The organism is Bacillus bruguierae, assembly GCF_037104725.1.
Lineage (GTDB): Bacteria > Bacillota > Bacilli > Bacillales > Bacillaceae_G > Bacillus_A > Bacillus_A bruguierae.
Window position 1 is genome coordinate 1 of record NZ_JBAWSX010000023.1, and the last position, 19340, is coordinate 19340.

The 19340-nt window shown below is 38.2% G+C and carries 20 protein-coding genes, 2 rRNA genes and 1 other annotated feature; all 22 genes read left to right on the top strand.

Going from position 1 to position 19340, the window contains the following annotated elements; all coding sequences use genetic code 11:
• A 23S ribosomal RNA gene (locus tag WAZ07_RS23720) occupies positions 1 to 128 on the top strand; the annotation flags it as partial.
• 50 nt (positions 129 to 178) lie between these two features.
• Positions 179 to 294 (top strand): 5S ribosomal RNA (gene rrf, locus WAZ07_RS23725).
• Positions 295 to 825: 531 nt separating this feature from the next.
• Positions 826 to 1287, top strand: coding sequence for a CtsR family transcriptional regulator (locus tag WAZ07_RS23730; protein WP_336474415.1), 462 nt, complete (start codon positions 826 to 828; stop codon positions 1285 to 1287).
• Between the two features lie 96 nt (positions 1288 to 1383).
• Positions 1384 to 1932 (top strand): UvrB/UvrC motif-containing protein, encoded by a 549-nt coding sequence (locus WAZ07_RS23735; protein ID WP_090918621.1) that lies wholly within the window; start codon positions 1384 to 1386, stop codon positions 1930 to 1932.
• A 4-nt stretch (positions 1933 to 1936) separates the two neighbouring features.
• Complete coding sequence (locus WAZ07_RS23740; protein ID WP_090918619.1) at positions 1937 to 3010, top strand: protein arginine kinase; 1074 nt, start codon at positions 1937 to 1939, stop codon at positions 3008 to 3010.
• 13 nt (positions 3011 to 3023) lie between these two features.
• Positions 3024 to 5459, top strand: a complete 2436-nt coding sequence (clpC, locus tag WAZ07_RS23745) for an ATP-dependent protease ATP-binding subunit ClpC (RefSeq protein WP_336474416.1) — start codon at positions 3024 to 3026, stop codon at positions 5457 to 5459.
• A 94-nt stretch (positions 5460 to 5553) separates the two neighbouring features.
• Complete coding sequence (gene radA / locus WAZ07_RS23750) at positions 5554 to 6930, top strand: DNA repair protein RadA (protein ID WP_336474417.1); 1377 nt, start codon at positions 5554 to 5556, stop codon at positions 6928 to 6930.
• A 3-nt stretch (positions 6931 to 6933) separates the two neighbouring features.
• Positions 6934 to 8007, top strand: a complete 1074-nt coding sequence (gene disA / locus WAZ07_RS23755; protein WP_090918614.1) for a DNA integrity scanning diadenylate cyclase DisA — start codon at positions 6934 to 6936, stop codon at positions 8005 to 8007.
• Positions 8008 to 8168: 161 nt separating this feature from the next.
• Complete coding sequence (locus WAZ07_RS23760) at positions 8169 to 9269, top strand: PIN/TRAM domain-containing protein (protein ID WP_336474418.1); 1101 nt, start codon at positions 8169 to 8171, stop codon at positions 9267 to 9269.
• 16 nt (positions 9270 to 9285) lie between these two features.
• Entirely contained in the window at positions 9286 to 9969 is a 684-nt protein-coding gene (gene ispD / locus WAZ07_RS23765; RefSeq protein WP_336474419.1) for a 2-C-methyl-D-erythritol 4-phosphate cytidylyltransferase, read from the top strand.
• A gap of 263 nt (positions 9970 to 10232) precedes the next feature.
• Positions 10233 to 10709 carry a 2-C-methyl-D-erythritol 2,4-cyclodiphosphate synthase gene (gene ispF / locus WAZ07_RS23770; RefSeq protein ID WP_090918607.1) on the top strand — a complete coding sequence of 159 codons (477 nt, stop codon included), beginning with the start codon at positions 10233 to 10235 and terminating at the stop codon, positions 10707 to 10709.
• An 89-nt stretch (positions 10710 to 10798) separates the two neighbouring features.
• Entirely contained in the window at positions 10799 to 12256 is a 1458-nt protein-coding gene (gene gltX, locus WAZ07_RS23775; RefSeq protein ID WP_336474420.1) for a glutamate--tRNA ligase, read from the top strand.
• A gap of 48 nt (positions 12257 to 12304) precedes the next feature.
• Positions 12305 to 12553 (top strand) — a binding site (T-box leader).
• Positions 12554 to 12631: 78 nt separating this feature from the next.
• Positions 12632 to 13297, top strand: a complete 666-nt coding sequence (gene cysE / locus WAZ07_RS23780; RefSeq protein ID WP_336474421.1) for a serine O-acetyltransferase — start codon at positions 12632 to 12634, stop codon at positions 13295 to 13297.
• Positions 13278 to 14675 carry a cysteine--tRNA ligase gene (cysS, locus tag WAZ07_RS23785; RefSeq protein WP_336474422.1) on the top strand — a complete coding sequence of 466 codons (1398 nt, stop codon included), beginning with the start codon at positions 13278 to 13280 and terminating at the stop codon, positions 14673 to 14675. Before cysE ends, cysS begins: the two co-directional genes overlap by 20 nt.
• A 2-nt stretch (positions 14676 to 14677) precedes the next feature.
• Positions 14678 to 15079, top strand: a complete 402-nt coding sequence (locus WAZ07_RS23790) for a Mini-ribonuclease 3 (protein WP_090918600.1) — start codon at positions 14678 to 14680, stop codon at positions 15077 to 15079.
• Positions 15080 to 15081: 2 nt separating this feature from the next.
• Positions 15082 to 15825 carry a 23S rRNA (guanosine(2251)-2'-O)-methyltransferase RlmB gene (gene rlmB, locus WAZ07_RS23795; RefSeq protein ID WP_090918598.1) on the top strand — a complete coding sequence of 248 codons (744 nt, stop codon included), beginning with the start codon at positions 15082 to 15084 and terminating at the stop codon, positions 15823 to 15825.
• A 2-nt stretch (positions 15826 to 15827) separates the two neighbouring features.
• Positions 15828 to 16340: an NYN domain-containing protein gene (locus tag WAZ07_RS23800; RefSeq protein ID WP_090918596.1), complete on the top strand. Its 513-nt coding sequence runs from the start codon at positions 15828 to 15830 to the stop codon at positions 16338 to 16340.
• 61 nt (positions 16341 to 16401) lie between these two features.
• Positions 16402 to 17088, top strand: a complete 687-nt coding sequence (locus tag WAZ07_RS23805) for an RNA polymerase factor sigma-70 (RefSeq protein WP_336474438.1) — start codon at positions 16402 to 16404, stop codon at positions 17086 to 17088.
• A gap of 558 nt (positions 17089 to 17646) precedes the next feature.
• Positions 17647 to 17793: a 50S ribosomal protein L33 gene (rpmG, locus tag WAZ07_RS23810; RefSeq protein WP_090918592.1), complete on the top strand. Its 147-nt coding sequence runs from the start codon at positions 17647 to 17649 to the stop codon at positions 17791 to 17793.
• A 32-nt stretch (positions 17794 to 17825) separates the two neighbouring features.
• Positions 17826 to 18005 carry a preprotein translocase subunit SecE gene (gene secE / locus WAZ07_RS23815; protein ID WP_020062280.1) on the top strand — a complete coding sequence of 60 codons (180 nt, stop codon included), beginning with the start codon at positions 17826 to 17828 and terminating at the stop codon, positions 18003 to 18005.
• A 126-nt stretch (positions 18006 to 18131) separates the two neighbouring features.
• On the top strand, positions 18132 to 18665 hold the full coding sequence (gene nusG, locus WAZ07_RS23820) for a transcription termination/antitermination protein NusG (protein WP_090918590.1): 534 nt from the start codon (positions 18132 to 18134) through the stop codon (positions 18663 to 18665).
• 169 nt (positions 18666 to 18834) lie between these two features.
• On the top strand, positions 18835 to 19260 hold the full coding sequence (gene rplK, locus WAZ07_RS23825) for a 50S ribosomal protein L11 (RefSeq protein ID WP_001085872.1): 426 nt from the start codon (positions 18835 to 18837) through the stop codon (positions 19258 to 19260).
• Positions 19261 to 19340 lie beyond the last annotated feature (80 nt).

Consider the following 19340-nt stretch of genomic DNA (forward strand, 5'->3'; position numbering starts at 1 on the left):
TCAAGATGAGATTTCCCATAGCGTTAAGCTAGTAAGATCCCTGAAAGATGATCAGGTTGATAGGTTCGAGGTGGAAGCGTGGTGACACGTGGAGCTGACGAATACTAATAGATCGAGGACTTAACCAAATAATATGAAGCAAATGTTATCTAGTTTTGAAGGAATATACCTTCATAAGTCTGGTAATGATGGCAGAGAGGTCACACCCGTTCCCATACCGAACACGGAAGTTAAGCTCTCTAGCGCCGATGGTAGTTGGGACTTTGTCCCTGTGAGAGTAGGACGTTGCCAGGCAAACGAAAGACGAGTCAATGGACTCGTCTTTTTTTGTGTTTTGTATCCCGCTATTCGTGGGTAGTAAGACCCCCACCTCAAGATTGAGAGAGAGTATTGTCCAGTTCCAGTGGCTAGAATGTTCGGTGGCTTTGCTTCTTCCTACGAGGTAAAAAACACCTCTACGTCAGAAGCTCCATCCTCCCTCACATTCTGGACGAGCCACTTCCGCTTTTCTAAAGAAGATAGGTGGGGGATAACTGCAGGCATGTGCTCGATTGGGCGAGCTTTCCATCAGTAGGGGAATGAAAAAACCCCCACTGATGGAAGTTTCACTTTATCCTGAAAAAACTGAATTGAAAACCTTCATGAGGGGAAGTTTCGTTTTATAATTAGGAAACTTTACATTCTTTATTCATAAAATAAAGAACAGCTGATTAAACGTGAGAAAATATGGATAGGATAGAGAAGGAAGCAAAAGAGTTGCAAAATTTTTTAATACGTATATAATTAAAGTCAAAGATAGTCAAAGTCAATAAAGGTGGAGGATAAATGAGAAATATATCTGATATTATTGAACAATATCTAAAGCAAGTTATTGACTTAAGTAATAATAATGCAATTGAAATTAAAAGAAGCGAAATTGCTGATAAGTTTGATTGCGTGCCATCTCAAATTAACTACGTTATTAATACTCGTTTTACGCTAGAAAGAGGATTTGTAGTGGAAAGTAAACGTGGTGGCGGAGGTTACATTCGCATTATAAAAGTCAAATTGCATGATGATATAGACATTATTGATCAAATGTTACAAATGATTCAGTATAGTATTGCACAGTCGAGTGCGGAGAGTATAATAAGGCGTTTAGCTGAAGAAGGCATTGTTACAACCAGGGAAGCAAAGCTCATGTTTAGTGTGATAGATCGATCTGTACTACTAACAGACTTACCGCTTCGAGATGAATTGCGAGCACGTATGCTTCGAGCAATGCTTAGAACACTGAAGTATAAGTAAAACTTCTTTTAGGAATGATCTATCTCCTAAAGGTTAGTTGAACGAATAAGGTTATAAATTCATAATTCGTTCCTATTGTAAAGGTGGGGAAATACGTTGATTTGTCAAAACTGTAATTCACGATCAGCAACGCTACATTTTACAAAAGTAATGAATGGAGAAAAGACGGAGATTCATCTTTGTGAGCAGTGTGCACAAGAAAATGAATATACGTCTTTCTTTCAATCAAACAAGTCCAGTTTTTCATTTCATAATTTATTAGCAGGTTTACTGCATGTTGAACAACCTACGCTTGAGAAAAAAACAAATGGCTTTTCGAATACGGATCCTTTGCAATGTTCGAAATGTAATATGACGTATTCGCAATTTGCAAAGGCCGGTAGATTTGGTTGCTCTTCTTGTTATGAAACATTTAAAGAACAATTACAACCGATGCTAAAGCGGCTTCATGGCGGGCATACAAGTCACAATGGGAAAATTCCTAACCGTATAGGAGGAAATATTCATCTAAAAAAAGAATTAGATGAGTTAAAACTAAAATTGCAGGAATGCATACAACAAGAAGAGTTTGAACAGGCTGCAGAATTACGCGATAAAATTCGCAGCTTAGAAAATCAGCTTCGTGAGCATAGAGAGGGGGAATAGTTCTATGTCACTCGATCGTATTATGAGCGAAGCAATTAGCCCGTGGATGAGGGAAGATGGTCCTGATTCCGATATTGTTTTAAGCAGTCGCGTTCGATTGGCTCGGAATTTACGAGATTACCAATTCCCGACTATGTTAACAAATGAAGAAGCAGAGCAAATGATTAAAGTATTTCAAGAAAGGTTTGCTAATCAAACGGTCGAACCTTTTGGGATATTTGAACTTTTACAAATGAATAGCATTCAGCCGCTGCAGCGCAGAGTATTAGTAGAAAAGCACCTTGTAAGTCCAGATTTAGTGGGAACAGAATATGGTGCTTGTTTATTATCTGAGAATGAACAAGTAAGCATTATGCTTAATGAAGAAGATCATATTCGAATTCAATGTTTATTTCCGGGATTACAATTATCAGAAGCGCTGCATAGTGCAAATCGAATTGATGATTGGATAGAAAGTCAGGTTGAATACGCATTTGATGAACAAGTTGGTTATTTAACGAGTTGTCCTACAAATATAGGAACGGGTTTACGAGCTTCAGTGATGATACATTTGCCTGCTCTTGTGTTGACAGGACAAATGAATCGTATCGTTCAAGCAATTAATCAACTTGGTTTAGTGGTAAGAGGGATATATGGTGAAGGTAGTGAAGCGCTAGGAAATATATTTCAACTTTCGAATCAAATGACGCTAGGAAAACCTGAAGAAGATATTGTAGAAGATTTAAAAAGTGTTGTTCAGCAACTTATTCAACAAGAGCGAACAGCGAGGGAATCTATCATGAAAAATTCAGGCGTAGAGCTTGAGGATAAGGTATATCGTTCTTATGGTGTATTGGCAAATAGCCGCTTAATTGAATCTGCTGAGGCTGCAACATGTTTATCGGATGTGCGACTTGGTATTGATCTTGGCTATATCGAAAATATATCCAGAAATATTTTAACAGAGTTAATGGTACTTACACAGCCGGGAATTTTGCAGCAATATGCTGGTGGTCCACTGCAACCTGATGAAAGAGATTACCGCAGAGCAGCACTTATTCGTGAAAGATTGCAAATTGAACAAAATCGAGCGAAGTAGGAGTGTGATTTATATGATGTTTGGAAGATTTACAGAGCGAGCACAAAAAGTATTAGCGTTATCCCAAGAAGAAGCAATTCGCATTGGTCATAATAATATCGGTACAGAGCATATTTTACTCGGTCTTGTACGAGAAGGAGAAGGAATTGCTGCGAAAGCATTGGTCGCACTTGGATTAAGCCCGGAGAAAGTTCAAAAGGAAGTAGAGGCGTTAATTGGGCGTGGTACAGAGATGTCTCAAACAGTTCACTATACGCCACGTGCAAAAAAAGTGATAGAGTTGTCCATGGATGAAGCACGTAAACTAGGTCATTCTTACGTGGGAACGGAGCATATTTTACTCGGTCTTATTCGAGAAGGAGAAGGGGTTGCAGCCCGTGTTTTAAATAATTTAGGTGTAAGTTTAAATAAAGCACGCCAACAAGTACTGCAGCTTCTTGGTAGTAATGAGACTGCGTCTGGTCATCAAGGTGGTGGTTCTGCTAATGCAAGTACACCGACACTTGATAGTTTAGCTCGCGATTTAACAGTTGTAGCTCGAGAAGGTCGTTTAGATCCAGTGATTGGCCGCAGTAAAGAGATTCAACGTGTAATTGAAGTGTTAAGTAGAAGAACAAAAAATAATCCTGTATTAATCGGAGAACCTGGTGTTGGTAAAACGGCGATTGCTGAAGGATTAGCACAACAAATTGTAAACAATGAAGTTCCGGAAACTTTACGTGATAAGCGTGTTATGACATTAGATATGGGAACTGTAGTTGCTGGTACGAAATATCGCGGTGAGTTTGAAGACCGCTTAAAGAAAGTTATGGATGAAATTCGTCAAGCGGGTAATATTATTTTATTCATTGATGAGCTTCATACATTAATAGGTGCGGGTGGTGCAGAAGGAGCAATTGATGCATCAAATATTTTAAAACCATCATTAGCACGCGGGGAACTGCAATGTATTGGAGCAACAACGCTAGATGAGTATCGTAAATATATTGAAAAAGATGCTGCATTAGAGCGACGTTTTCAACCAATCCAAGTTGATGAACCAAGTCTAGAGGAATCAATCCAAATTTTAAAAGGATTACGTGACCGTTATGAAGCGCATCATCGCGTTTCTATCTCAGATGACGCGATTGATGCAGCTGTAAAATTATCTGATCGTTACATTACAGATCGTTTCCTACCTGATAAAGCAATTGATTTAATTGATGAAGCAGCTTCGAAGGTTCGTTTACGTTCTTATACAACACCACCAAATTTAAAAGAACTTGAATTGAATTTAGAGGAAGTAAGAAAAGAAAAAGATGCAGCGGTGCAAAGTCAGGAATTTGAGAAAGCGGCTTCTTTACGCGATATGGAACAGCGCCTACGTGAGAAATTAGAGGATACGAAGCGTCAATGGAAAGAGCAGCAAGGTAAAGAGAACTCAGAAGTAACAGTAGAAGATATTGCAAATGTTGTTTCAACGTGGACTCGAATTCCAGTTTCTAAGCTAGCTCAAACAGAAACAGACAAACTATTGAACTTAGAAAATATTCTACATGATCGTTTAATCGGACAGGATGAAGCTGTAGTTGCGGTTGCGAAAGCAGTTCGCCGTGCAAGAGCAGGCTTAAAAGATCCAAAACGTCCAATCGGTTCTTTTATTTTCTTAGGACCAACTGGTGTTGGTAAAACAGAACTTGCCCGTGCGTTAGCGGAATCTATGTTTGGTGATGAGGATGCAATGATTCGTATTGACATGTCGGAGTACATGGAGAAACACTCTACTTCTCGTTTAGTTGGTTCTCCTCCAGGATATGTTGGATATGAAGAAGGTGGCCAATTAACAGAAAAGGTTCGTCGAAAGCCATATTCTGTTGTCTTACTTGACGAGGTAGAAAAAGCGCATCCAGATGTATTCAATATTTTATTACAAGTACTAGAAGATGGTCGTTTAACCGATTCAAAAGGCCGTACAGTCGATTTCCGTAATACAATTGTGATTATGACTTCTAACGTCGGTGCAGATGCATTAAAGCGAAATAAACATCTTGGATTTAATGTACAAGATGAAGGTCGTGATTATGCAGATATGAAGGGTAAAGTAATGGATGAGTTGAAAAAAGCATTCCGCCCTGAGTTTTTAAACCGTATTGATGAAATTATTGTTTTCCATACATTAGAGAAGAAACATATTAAAGAAATTGTTACTCTTATGGTAGAACAGTTAGTTAAACGTTTAAGAGAACAAGAGATTGATTTAGAGTTAACAGGTGCGGCAATTGAAGCGATTGCGGATAAAGGATTTGATCCTGAGTATGGTGCACGTCCACTGCGTCGTGCGATTCAAAAACATGTTGAAGATCGATTATCGGAAGAGCTTCTTAAAGGAGTTGTTGAGAAAGGTCAAAAAGTTGTTTTTGATACAGAAGGGGAATCATTTGTCATTCGCAGTGCAGAAAAGGTAAAATAAGTATAGACAAACAAAAGAGGGCTAAACAATAGCCCTCTTTCTTGTACAAGAAAGAAATACTTTTGTTACACATGAAAGTGAAGTGTAAAAAACGATGGCTAAAAAGAAAACAAAATTTATATGTCAAGAATGTGGTTATCAGTCACCGAAGTACATGGGAAGGTGCCCAGGATGTGGACAGTGGAATACCCTAGTCGAGGAGATGGAACCAGTTGTATCATCACGTCGACTTAATTATGCAAATGCAATTCAAACTGAAGTAACGAAGCCTCGTCGTTTGAAAGAAGTGGAAACGAAAACAGAAGCGCGTATTGAAACAAATTTCCAAGAATTTAACCGGGTTCTTGGAGGAGGAATTGTAGATGGCTCTCTCGTACTTATAGGGGGAGATCCTGGTATTGGGAAATCGACATTGTTATTGCAAATATCATCACAACTAGCAGATCTTTCTTATGATGTCTTATATATATCGGGGGAAGAATCCGCAAAACAAATTAAACTTCGGGCAGATCGTCTTCATGTAAATGGAGATAATTTATTTGTTGTATCAGAAACAGATCTACAACGAATTGCAGTATATATAGATGAAATGAATCCGTCATTTGTTGTAATTGATTCTATTCAAACGATTCATTTACCAGAAGTAACTTCAGCACCGGGAAGTGTCGCACAAGTACGTGAATGTACAGCAGAATTGATGAAGCTTGCGAAAACAAAAGGAATTCCTATTTTTATTGTAGGGCATGTAACGAAAGAAGGGGCTATTGCTGGTCCTCGTATGTTAGAGCATATGGTGGATGCTGTTCTTTATTTTGAAGGGGATCGTCATCATACATATCGAATTTTACGAGCAGTAAAAAATCGTTTCGGTTCAACTAATGAGATGGGGATTTTTGAAATGAAGGAACTTGGTCTTTCAGAGGTGTTAAATCCTTCGGAAATTTTTCTAGAAGAAAGGCCTGTGGGTGTTGCGGGTTCAACGGTTGTTGCCTCTATGGAAGGAACAAGACCTGTTTTAGTAGAAATACAAGCATTAATTTCTCCTACAAGTTTCGGGAATCCAAGGAGAATGGCAACGGGAATTGATCATAATCGCGTCTCTCTTATTATGGCAGTGCTGGAAAAAAGAGCGGGGTTATTGCTCCAAAACCAAGATGCTTATTTAAAAGTTGCTGGAGGAATCAAGTTAGATGAACCTGCAGTGGATTTAGCGGTTGCAATAAGCATCGCATCAAGTTTCCGCGATAAAACGACTTCCCCAGGCGATGCTGTTATTGGTGAAGTTGGTTTAACTGGAGAAGTTCGCCGTGTCTCTCGTATTGAACAGCGTGTACAAGAAGCGGCAAAATTAGGGTTTCAACGTGTAATTATCCCAAGGAAAAATTTGGGCGGATGGGCGATTCCGGAAGGGATTGAAGTAGTTGGCGTATCAAATATAGGAGAAGCTCTTCGATTTGCACTAGGAGGATAAGATATGGAAGAAAACAAGCAACGTTCTAAAAGTATTATTAATATTTTGCAGCTTGTTGCACCGGGGACACCGCTAAGAGAAGGAATTGATAATGTGCTTCGTGCACAAACGGGTGGGCTTATTGTACTCGGATACAACGAACAAATTAAAAGTATTGTTGATGGAGGATTTCATATTAATTGTGCCTTTTCTCCTGCCAGTTTATACGAACTAGCAAAAATGGATGGAGCTCTGATTTTAAATGAAACGGGGAGTAAAATCTTAATTGCGAATGGACAGTTAGTTCCTGATCCAACTATTGACTCCATTGAAACAGGTATGCGCCATCGAACAGCAGAGCGAGTGGCGAAGCAAACGGGTAGCCTTGTTGTTGCTATTTCACAAAGACGGAATGTAATCACCTTATATCAAGGGAATTTACGTTACACATTAAAAGATATTGGGGTTATTTTAACAAAAGCAAATCAAGCAATTCAAACATTAGAAAAGTATAAGGCCGTATGGAATGAAGGAATAACAAACCTTGGTATTTTGGAATTTGAAGAAGTCGTTACGATGTCTGAAGTTGTACATGTATTGCATAGCGTTGAGATGATGCTGCGTATTAAAAATGAAATCTTTAGTTACATTCATGAGTTAGGAACAGAAGGAAGACTTATTCGTTTACAGTTAACGGAGTTGCTTGCTGACGTAGAAGCAGAAGCTGCACTATTAATTAAAGACTATTATCATGAAAAAACACAGGATCACTATCAAATTTTAAAAAAGTTACAAGAGCTTGCGAATGCCCAGCTTCTAGAAGATAGCGATTTAGTAAAACTACTTGGATATTCTGGACAAATGAAACTAGAAGAAAGCATTACACCGCGTGGATATCGGATTGCAAGTAAAATTTCTAGAGTTCCACCTCTTATTATCGAAAATCTAATTAATCGTTTTAAGAATTTGCAAGGAATTTGCCGTGCAACAATTGCAGAATTGGATGATGTGGAAGGAATTGGAGAAGTGCGGGCGAAAAAGATACGAGAGGGTTTAAAACGAATTCAAGAACACTTATATATGAGCAGACACAATTAAGAATATTACATTGGTTTCATAATATAACGACACTCAAAGATTTTTTATATATGATATGATATATTGGTAAATAAAACAAATCATGAAAAAAACACGTCCACTTTTGCACTCGACGTTTTGAGTGGCGAAGTAATGGTTAATAATGAGTAGGAGGTGGTTGAATGTTAAAACGAATCGTACAGCTTTTCTTTTTAGTTATTGGAGGAGCATTAGGAATTTTTCTTATTCCAAAAGTGATTGATATGTTGGGTATAGGTGCAGTTCCTTGGCTTGAAGGTTCTTATATTCGTGCAATTATTGGTGCAATCATTTTATTTTTAACAACGTTTTGGCTTGTAGATTATATTGTTCAGCTTATTAAACATATTGAGGAAGCGCTTGTAAAAGCGCCTGTTACAGATGTTTTATTTGGAACGTTAGGATTAATCTCAGGGCTAATTGTTGCGTATTTGATCTTGATTCCGGTTCGCGAAATTACCATTCAAGTCATTAGTACAGTATTGCAAATCTTTTTCACGCTATTACTTGGTTATTTAGGATTCCAAGTAGGGTTTAAAAAGAGAAATGAGCTGTTGGGGTTGTTTACATTATCGCAACGTGGAGGAAAGAAAAAAAATATTAGCAATGAAAATGAGGAAGTAGAAACGCTAACCTCTGATTGGAAAATATTGGACACTAGTGTTATTATTGATGGGCGCATTGCGGATATTTGCCAAACAAAATTTTTGGAAGGCACAATTGTCATTCCGCAATTTGTGTTAGAAGAATTACAGCATATTGCTGATTCTTCGGATGCGTTAAAGCGTAATCGCGGACGAAGAGGTTTGGATATTTTAAATCGTATTCAAAAAGAGTTACCTATTCCAGTAGAAATTTATGAAGGTGATTTTGAAGACATTCAAGAAGTCGATAGTAAGCTTGTGAAACTAGCAAAATTAACTGGTGGAACTGTTGTTACCAATGATTTTAACTTGAATAAAGTTTCTGAATTGCAAGGTGTGACAGTTTTAAACATTAACGATTTAGCAAATGCCATTAAGCCAGTTGTACTTCCAGGTGAAGAATTAAGGGTATATGTCGTGAAAGACGGGAAAGAGCAAAATCAAGGTGTTGCTTATTTAGATGATGGTACAATGATCGTTGTTGAAGATGGTAGAGAGTATGTTGGTTCCCAACTTGATGTGCTTGTTACAAGTGTACTGCAAACATCTGCAGGCCGTATGATCTTTGCCAAACGTAAATTGTTAGAGAAAGCGTTATAAGTAGAGGATTAAGACGATGTATACATTAATTATTCCAGCAGCAGGACAAGGTAAGCGTATGGGCGCAGGGAAAAATAAGTTATTCTTGCAACTTGATAATGTTCCCATTATTATTCATACATTACGGGCTTTTGAAAAAGATGAACAATGTAGACAAATTATTTTAGCGATTAATGAGAGAGAGCGTTCTTATTTTGAAGAACTTCTTCAAACTTATCATATTCAAAAAGATATTCGATTTGTTCAAGGCGGAAATGAGCGCCAGGATAGTGTATATAATGCTCTTATGTATGTAAGAGAGATAGAGTATGTACTTGTCCACGACGGGGCACGTCCGTTTGTAACGAAAAAGATGATTGAAGATGTATTGCAAATGGCGAAAGAAAAGGGTGCTTCTATTTGTGCAGTACCTGTGAAAGATACAATTAAAAAAGTGATGTATGATGCTGTTGTTGAAACAGTAGAACGTTCCCAACTGCGAGCGGTTCAAACACCGCAAGGGTTTCATGTTCCTATTTTGTTAGAGGCGCATGAGAGTGCAAAACAAGCGGATTTTCTTGGAACTGACGATGCCAGCTTGGTAGAACGCCTTTCTAAAGATGTAGGAGTTGTAGAAGGAAGCTATTACAATATTAAGGTGACAACACCTGAAGATTTAGTGATTGCTGAAAGCTTCTTGCGAGTTTTGCAAATACAGTAGCGATGTTATAATAGAAAAGCTCGGTAGCTACCGAGCTTTTCTATGTATAGAGTGGAAAATTCGGCACGCGGACATATAAAGGCCCGCGCGAGTAATATAATGTGAAGCTGCCTATAAATAGCGGGATAAAGTGAAACTTCCATCAGTGGGGGTTTTTTATCTTCCACCTATCTTCTTTGTTTTCTCAGAATCTTGAGGTGGGAGTCTTACTGCCCGTTAGAGCGGGATAAAATTTATTAGTGTAGTTTGAGGAGGAATTGAAAATGTTTCGAATTGGACAAGGTTTTGATGTGCATGCATTTGCAGAAGGAAGACCATTAATTATTGGTGGGATTACAATTCCATATGAGAAAGGTTTACTTGGACACTCTGATGCTGATGTCCTTTTACATACAATTGCGGATGCTTGTTTAGGAGCAATCGCTGCGGGAGATATCGGTAAGCACTTTCCGGATACAGATCCTGCATTTAAGGATGCGGATTCAGCTGTGCTTTTGCAAAAAGTATGGGAGTTTGTTACAGAGCAAGGGTATGTACTTGGCAACTTAGATTGTACAATTATTGCTCAAAAGCCAAAAATGGCACCGCACATTGAAAGTATGCGTGTGAGAATTAGTGAGCTGCTGCAAACAGACATCGAGAATGTGAATGTAAAAGCAACGACGACAGAAAAATTAGGTTTTACAGGACGAGAAGAAGGAATTGCTTCACAAGCTATTGTATTATTACAGAAAAAATAGTTGTTTTTAATTCGTAAGATGGATAATCATATTTTTTTGGTGTACAATTAAGGAATCTGTTGACATTAAGAATGGAAGGTGTACCAATTATGGAAAAGCAAGTGAGAGTGCGCTATGCGCCAAGTCCAACAGGACACTTACATATCGGAAATGCACGTACGGCATTATTTAACTATTTATTCGCTCGTAGTCAAAACGGAAAATTTATTATCCGTATTGAAGATACAGACGTAAAGCGTAATATTGCTGGCGGCGAAGAAAGCCAATTAACGTACTTAAAATGGCTTGGCATGGACTGGGATGAGAGCGTCGATGTTGGTGGCGAATACGGTCCGTACCGTCAAATGGAGCGTTTAGATATTTATAAAAATTTATATGAAGATTTACTTGAGCGTGGTTTAGCTTATAAATGCTATATGACAGAAGAAGAATTGGAAGCAGAACGTGAAGGGCAAATCGCCCGTGGTGAAACACCTCGTTATGCAGGTAATCACCGTGAACTAACAGAAGAACAAGTAAAACAATTCGAGGAAGAAGGACGCATTCCGAGTATTCGTTTCCGTGTGCCTGAAAACCGTGAATATGTTTTTAATGATATTGTAAAAGGTGAAGTATCCTTTAACTCAAATGATTTCGGTGATTTTGTTATTGTGAAGAAAGATGGTATTCCAACTTATAACTTTGCAGTAGCAGCAGATGATCATTTTATGGAAATCTCGCACGTTCTTCGTGGTGATGACCATATTTCCAATACACCAAAACAAATGATGATTTATGAAGCATTTGGTTGGGATGTACCGCAATTTGGTCATATGACGTTAATCGTGAATGAAAGCCGTAAAAAGTTAAGTAAACGCGACGAATCAATTATTCAATTTATTGAACAATATGAAGCGCTAGGATATCTTCCAGAAGCGATTTTTAACTTTATCGCATTATTAGGTTGGTCACCAGTAGGGGAAGAGGAAATCTTCTCTAAGGATGAGTTTATTGAAATGTTCGATGCAGCTCGCTTATCGAAATCACCAGCGTTATTCGATTCGCAAAAATTAAAGTGGATGAACAACCAATATATGAAAAAGCAAGACTTAGATCGCGTTGTTGAATTAAGCTTACCGCATTTAGTGAAAGCTGGCCGTGTAAGTGAAAATTCAAGTGAGCAAGAATTGGCTTGGATTCGCGATGTGATTGCTCTATATCATGATCAAATGAGTTTTGGTGCTGAAATTGTTGAGCTATCTGATATGTTCTTTAAAGATCATGTAGATTATGAAGAAGAAGGACAAGAGGTGCTGAAAGGTGAACAAGTACCAGAAGTTCTTCGCGTGTTTGCAGCAGAATTAGAAGCATTAGAAGAAGTAGAACCTGCAACAGTTAAAGCGGCGATTAAAGCTGTTCAAAAACAAACTGGTCAAAAAGGAAAAGGTTTGTTCATGCCAATTCGTGTTGCAACAACTGGTCAAACACACGGACCAGAGCTTCCGAATGCAATCGCACTTCTTGGAAAAGAAAAAGTTTTAAATCGTGTTCGTAAAGTAATTGGTTAACATTTTACGGATTTAGAAATATAATAGAAATACTCCAAAATGAAATAAACAAAAGCGACGAGAAGGAGAAGTAGAAAATCATGCTTTTCACAGAGAAAACCACCATTTGGCTGGAAGTGGTTTAAAAGCGGATTTTTGAAGTGCCCCTTTGAGTCTTCTGCTGAACAACGAATGTATTTCGAGAAACGTCATGATGATGTAAAGTAAGCAGAAGCGGTATAAACCGTTATCATGTTTGAGTTTGAGGTCTTTTTAGGCCTAAACAGAGTGGAACCGCGCTAGTAAGGCGTCTCTGTCTATAGACAGAGACGCCTTTTTCTATACATGAAAGGTATGGGGGGAAGTTTTACTTTAAACAAAAAAGGGGGAACACCGATGTTTAAGAGGCTTCGGGAGGATATTGAAGTCGTCTTTGAACAGGATCCAGCGGCGAGAAGTTATATCGAAGTGATTTTAACTTACTCTGGATTGCACGCAATTTGGGCACATCGTATTGCGCACGCCTTTTATAAGCGAAAATTTTTCTTTTTTGCACGTGTTATCTCGCAAATGAGCCGTTTTTTTACAGGTATTGAAATTCACCCAGGGGCAACGATCGGTCGGAAGTTTTTTATCGATCATGGTATGGGAGTTGTAATTGGAGAAACGTGTGAAATTGGAGATAATGTGACGATTTATCAAGGCGTTACGTTAGGTGGTACAGGAAAAGAGAAAGGGAAACGCCACCCAACGATTAAAGATAATGTGTTAATTGCGACAGGTGCGAAAGTGCTTGGATCGATTACAGTTGGAGAAAATTCTAAAATTGGTGCTGGTTCAGTTGTGCTGAAAGAAGTGCCTACGCATTCTACAGTTGTAGGCATTCCTGGTCGTGTCGTGATTCAAAATGGCGTAAAAGTAGGCCAGGAATTAAATCATTGTGATCTTCCAGATCCAATTTTTGATAAGTTGAAAGCGATGGAAGCTGAAATTGAGAAATTAAAAGAGCAACTTGAAGTAAAAGTAGAAAGGACGGATAAAAATGACTATTCACATTTATAATACGTTAACGCGTCAAAAAGAAGCATTTATTCCATTAGAAGAAAATAAAGTGAAAATGTATGTATGCGGACCAACTGTATACAACTACATTCATATTGGGAATGGAAGGCCGCCGATTGTGTTTGATACAGTACGCCGTTATTTGGAGCACCGTGGTTATGATGTTCAATATGTATCTAATTTCACGGATGTGGATGATAAATTGATTAAAGTTGCCAATGAATTAGGAGTAGATGTTCCGACAGTTGCAGATCGTTTTGTTAAAGCATATTTTGAAGACGTAACTGCACTAGGTTGCAAACATGCAACGGCTCACCCTCGTGTAATGGAAAATATGGATATTATTATCGAATTTATTCAAGAGCTTGTAGCTAAGGGATATGCATATGAGTCTGAAGGGGATGTGTATTACAAAACGAAGGAATTTGAAGGGTACGGTAAATTATCACATCAACCAATTGCAGACCTGCGTCATGGTGCACGCATAGAAGTTGGAGAAAAGAAACAAGATCCACTTGACTTTGCATTATGGAAAGCGGCGAAAGAAGGAGAAATCTTCTGGGATAGCCCTTGGGGGGAAGGTCGCCCAGGTTGGCATATTGAGTGCTCAGCCATGGCACGTAAGTATTTAGGTGATACAATCGATATTCATGCTGGTGGGCAAGATTTAACATTCCCGCATCATGAAAATGAAATTGCTCAATCAGAAGCATTGACTGGAAAAACATTTGCACGTTACTGGATGCACAATGGATATATTAATATTAATAATGAAAAGATGTCTAAATCGTTGGGTAACTTTGTTCTTGTTCACGATATTATTAAGCAGTACGATCCGCAATTAATTCGTTTCTTTATGTTATCTGTGCATTATCGTCACCCAATTAATTTTAGTGAGGAATTATTGCAGCATACAAGTAACGGATTAGATCGTATTAAAACGGCTTATGGTAACTTAAAGCATCGCATGGAAAGTAGTACAGATTTAACGGATCACAATGAGAAGTGGTTAGCTGAGATGGAGAAATTCCAGGCTGCATTTGAAGAGGCAATGGATGATGATTTTAATACAGCAAACGCCGTAACGGAGTTATACAACTTAGCAAATCATGCAAATCAATATTTATTAGAACAACATACATCAAAAGCGGTAATTGAAGCGTATGTGAAGCAATTTGAAACGCTATTTGGAATCTTAGGATTAGAATTAACGAAAGAAGAATTACTTGATGAGGAAATTGAAGCATTAATCCAAAAACGTATTGAGGCTCGTAAAAATCGTGATTTTGCATTATCTGATCAGATTCGCGATGAGTTAAAAGAGCGTAACATTATTTTGGAAGATACACCACAAGGTACGAGATGGAAAAGAGGCTAAACATGATTGATGCAAAGCAATTAAATAGCTTAGCGTTAGCGTATATGGGTGATGCGGTATATGAACAGTATATCCGCTATCACTTGCTTCAAAAAGGGACAGTTCGTCCAAATCAACTACATCGTTTGGGGACAAGCTTTGTTTCTGCAAAAGCACAAGCAAAAGTGGTTCATCATTTATTGGAGACAGCATTTCTTAATGAAGAAGAGGAAGCTGTATTAAGAAGAGGACGTAATGCAAAATCAGGTTCTGTTCCGAAAAATACAGATGTACAAACGTATCGATATAGTACTGCTTTTGAAGCGTTGATTGGATATCATTATTTATTAAATCATCAAACGCGAATAGAAGAGATTGTATGTGAAGCGATTCGTGTATTAGAGAATAAGGAAGGAGGCGCGTAAGCGTGAATAGTGAATATATTATTGGTCGTAACCCTGTAATTGAAGCGCTGAGATCAGGTCGTGATATTAATAAGATTTGGATTGCAGAAGGTGCTGCGAAAGGACAAGTGCAAATTGTACTTGCATTAGCGAAAGAAAATAAAATTTTAGTACAGAATGCGCCAAAGAAAAAATTAGATCAACTTGTAGAGGGGAATCATCAAGGTGTAATTGCACAAGTGGCAGCATATGAATATGCAGACTTAGAGGATTTATTTGCAGTAGCAGCGAAGCGGAATGAAGATCCTTTCTTTTTAATTCTTGATGAGATTGAAGATCCACACAACTTAGGTTCTATTATGCGTACGGCAGATGCGGTAGGAGCTCACGGTATTATTATTCCGAAGCGCAGAGCGGTTGGTTTAACAGCGGCAGTTGCAAAGGCTTCGACGGGAGCGATTGAGTATGTTCCGGTAGCTCGTGTGACAAATTTATCGAGAACGATTGATGAGTTAAAAGAGCGTGGACTTTGGATTGCAGGTACAGATGCAAAAGGAAAAGATGACTATCGTAATTTAGATGGAAATATGCCAATTGGCTTAGTGATTGGTAGTGAGGGGAAAGGTATGAGTCGCCTTATTGGCGAGAAATGCGATTTCCTCATCCATTTGCCGATGGCTGGTAAAGTTACATCCTTGAATGCTTCAGTTGCTGCTAGCTTGTTAATGTATGAAGTGTATCGGAAACGTCATCCAATCGGTAAGTAAGAATGAATGATATTTTAATCGTTGATGGCTACAACATTATTGGGGCTTGGGCAGATTTGAGAAAGCTAAGGGATGTAGACTTGCAGGCTTCACGCGACTTACTTATTGATAAAATGGCAGATTATCAAGGATATACAGGCACGAAAGTTATGATTGTGTTTGATGCGTATTCTGTTTATGGAATTGAAAAGAAGATGAAACAAGCGCGTGTTGACGTGATTTTTACAAGAAAGAACCAAACGGCCGATGAGAAAATTGAGCAACTTGCAATTGAACTACGTAATATTAATACGCGTATTTATGTTGCGACGTCTGATTACACAGAGCAGTGGGCTATTTTTGGACAAGGTGCTCTGCGTAAATCAGCGCGTGAGTTAGAGATAGAAGTTCAGGCGATGGAACGAACCGTACGTCATGAAACGAAGAAAACAAAAGAAACGCAACCGGCTATGCGAACGATATTTAGTGAAGAAGTTACAGAAAAATTAGAAAAATTAAGACGAGGAGGGCGTTGAAATGTTGACGCTCTCCAATTTCTTACTGTATAATATTGCTAAATAACTAGCGGTCGGAGGGATCAGATTGGAAGTAGACTTCGCAAGCGACAACAGTGTTATATTTAGTGGTTTAGAGGATGAAGAGATAGTTGAATTAGTAAGGAAAGGTAATGTAGATGCGCTAGAGTATTTGATTCATAAGTACAAAAACTTTGTTCGTGCAAAATCAAGATCTTATTTTTTAGTTGGTGCTGATCGTGAAGATATTATTCAAGAAGGTATGATTGGATTATTTAAGGCGATTCGTGATTACAAAGAGGACAAGCTATCTTCTTTTAAAGCTTTTGCGGAATTATGTATTACACGCCAAATTATCACCGCTATTAAAACTGCGACAAGGCAGAAACATATTCCTTTAAATTCGTACGTTTCTTTAGACAAGCCAATTTATGATGAAGAATCTGATCGAACTCTGTTAGATGTTATATCTGAGGCGAAGATGACGGATCCTGAAGAGATGATTATTAGCCAAGAAGAGTATGTTGATATAGAATCAAAAATATCTGAATTATTAAGCGATTTAGAAAGAAAAGTATTGTCTTTGTACTTAGATGGAAGATCGTATCAAGAGATTTCAGAGCAATTGAATCGTCATGTGAAATCCATTGATAATGCTCTGCAACGAGTGAAAAGAAAACTAGAACGTTATATGGAAATGAGAGAAGCGGCAACTGTTAATGCGTCCTCCATTAAGCGAAATATATAAATGCCAATTGAAAAATCGAATCCTTTCTAGAGGGGAGAAGGTATTTGGCTATACATAGAAGCGGTCAGATCCTTTTGCCAAAAATACACAGATTAAAATAAAGGGCGAAAGCCAGCGGGTCATTTTTATTTTATCCCACTATTCGTGGGCAGTAAGACCTCCACCTCAAGATTCAGAGAGAAGTGTTGTCCAGTTCCAGTGGCTAGAATTTCCGGTCGTTTCGCCCCCTCCGACGAGGCAAAAAGTGCCTCTTTGTCAGGGGTGTGGGCGTCCTGCGATTCTGAGCGAGCCGCTTCCGCTTTTCTAAAGAAGATAGGTGGGGGATGAAGACCCCCCACTGACGGAAGTTTCACTTTATAAAGCAACGGCTTATATGTTGAGAAACAAAAATGGGTTTATATAGATGCTTCTTTAAATTATATTAAAATAGTAGATTAATAGAAAAGAGAGGTTTTTCCTCTCCTTTTCTTTTTGGAGTAGGTGGGAAGTGTCATTGACATTGTATTTTATTGTATGATACATTTTTAATGAAATAATGTTACAAGGCTGGTGTAACAGATGAGAAAAAAAGTTGTACTCGCATGTGAAAAGTGTAATAATCGAAACTATTCCACAATGAAAGATATAAGCTCAGTAGAGCGTCTTGAGATAAAGAAATTTTGTAAAACATGCAATGCGCATATGATTCATAAGGAAACAAAATAAATAATCGTAATTATGCACTGGAGGTTCCGGAAATGCGTTTGACGAACTTTTTTGGCGATGTAAGCCGTGAAATGAAAAAAGTAAGTTGGCCGAAAAAAGATGAATTATTCCGTTCGACACTTACTGTAATTGCAACCGTTGTATTCTGTGCAGTTTTCTTTGCAGTGGTGGATATGGGGATTTCTTCTTTAATTCGTTTAATTCTTGAATAAGAAGCACTTATACATGATATAATGTTAATGTTATTTATACGAACTGTGTAAAAGCCCGGTGAACGGGTTTTTTCATTTGCGCGAAAAAATGTACGTCAGGGAGGGAAGGACGGTCGTCCTAAATCAATGGAAAAACGTTGGTATGTTGTCCATACTTATTCTGGATATGAAAATAAAGTAAAAACGAACCTAGAGAAACGTGTAGAATCAATGGGTATGCAAGATAAGATTTTCCGTGTTATTGTTCCAGAGGAAACAGAAGTAGAAATGAAAAACGGAAAAGAGAAAGTAACTAAGAGAAAAGTATTTCCAGGTTACGTATTAGTAGAACTTATCATGACAGATGATTCTTGGTATGTTGTCCGCAATACACCGGGGGTAACAGGGTTTGTTGGTTCTTCTGGATCTGGTTCAAAACCATCTCCGTTATTAGAAGAAGAAGTAGTTGTGATTTTAAAACACATGGGGATGGAAAATGAAGTAGTTGACTTTGATTTTGAACTTCATGAGACTGTACGTGTGAATGAAGGCCCATTTGCAAACTATACAGGTGCTATTAATGAAATTGACTTAGAAAAACAAAGAGTTACAGTACTTGTTGATATGTTTGGTCGCGAAACTTCAGTTGAGCTAGACTTCCACCAAATTGAAAAATTATAAAATCAAACTTGAAATGAATTGTAAAAAGTGATAATATCTTTAAAGTCAGTACGTCTTCGGAAACGGAGACGTTTTTTGAAAAATTTTATCGCTAAAGATAAAATATGAAGTGGGAGGGCAAAAAATAATTGCCCATTGACCACATCACGGACTTAAGGAGGTGTGTCTCGTGGCTAAAAAGGTAATTAAAATGGTAAAACTTCAAATTCCTGCAGGTAAAGCTAACCCAGCTCCACCAGTTGGTCCAGCATTAGGACAAGCGGGTGTTAACATCATGGGCTTCTGTAAAGAGTTCAACGCTCGTACAGCAGATCAAGCTGGTCTAATCATTCCTGTTGAAATTACAGTATTTGAAGACCGTTCATTCACTTTCATTACTAAAACTCCTCCTGCTGCTGTTCTTCTTAAGAAAGTAGCTGGTATCGAGTCTGGTTCTGGTGAACCAAACCGTAATAAAGTGGCAACTGTTAAGCGTGATAAAGTTCGCGAAATCGCTGAAACTAAAATGCCTGACCTAAACGCTGCTAGCGTAGAAGCTGCAATGCGTATGGTTGAAGGTACTGCACGCAGTATGGGCATTGTTATCGAAGACTAATTCGATTTGTTATTTTGTAAAAGAGGTTGCGGGTCTGGAGTTCCAATTCGCAACCTTTATTATCGTAAATGAATGTCGTT

Excerpts from the sequence above, each read along its gene's own strand:
- WAZ07_RS23730 (WP_336474415.1), top strand. The coding sequence starts at position 826 with ATGAGAAATATATCTGATATTATTGAACAATATCTAAAGCAAGTTATT.
- WAZ07_RS23740 (WP_090918619.1), top strand. The coding sequence starts at position 1,937 with ATGTCACTCGATCGTATTATGAGCGAAGCAATTAGCCCGTGGATGAGG.
- clpC (WP_336474416.1), top strand. The coding sequence starts at position 3,024 with ATGATGTTTGGAAGATTTACAGAGCGAGCACAAAAAGTATTAGCGTTA.
- radA (WP_336474417.1), top strand. The coding sequence starts at position 5,554 with ATGGCTAAAAAGAAAACAAAATTTATATGTCAAGAATGTGGTTATCAG.
- disA (WP_090918614.1), top strand. The coding sequence starts at position 6,934 with ATGGAAGAAAACAAGCAACGTTCTAAAAGTATTATTAATATTTTGCAG.
- WAZ07_RS23760 (WP_336474418.1), top strand. The coding sequence starts at position 8,169 with ATGTTAAAACGAATCGTACAGCTTTTCTTTTTAGTTATTGGAGGAGCA.
- ispD (WP_336474419.1), top strand. The coding sequence starts at position 9,286 with ATGTATACATTAATTATTCCAGCAGCAGGACAAGGTAAGCGTATGGGC.
- ispF (WP_090918607.1), top strand. The coding sequence starts at position 10,233 with ATGTTTCGAATTGGACAAGGTTTTGATGTGCATGCATTTGCAGAAGGA.
- gltX (WP_336474420.1), top strand. The coding sequence starts at position 10,799 with ATGGAAAAGCAAGTGAGAGTGCGCTATGCGCCAAGTCCAACAGGACAC.
- cysE (WP_336474421.1), top strand. The coding sequence starts at position 12,632 with ATGTTTAAGAGGCTTCGGGAGGATATTGAAGTCGTCTTTGAACAGGAT.
- cysS (WP_336474422.1), top strand. The coding sequence starts at position 13,278 with ATGACTATTCACATTTATAATACGTTAACGCGTCAAAAAGAAGCATTT.
- WAZ07_RS23790 (WP_090918600.1), top strand. The coding sequence starts at position 14,678 with ATGATTGATGCAAAGCAATTAAATAGCTTAGCGTTAGCGTATATGGGT.
- WAZ07_RS23800 (WP_090918596.1), top strand. The coding sequence starts at position 15,828 with ATGAATGATATTTTAATCGTTGATGGCTACAACATTATTGGGGCTTGG.
- rpmG (WP_090918592.1), top strand. The coding sequence starts at position 17,647 with ATGAGAAAAAAAGTTGTACTCGCATGTGAAAAGTGTAATAATCGAAAC.
- secE (WP_020062280.1), top strand. The coding sequence starts at position 17,826 with ATGCGTTTGACGAACTTTTTTGGCGATGTAAGCCGTGAAATGAAAAAA.
- nusG (WP_090918590.1), top strand. The coding sequence starts at position 18,132 with ATGGAAAAACGTTGGTATGTTGTCCATACTTATTCTGGATATGAAAAT.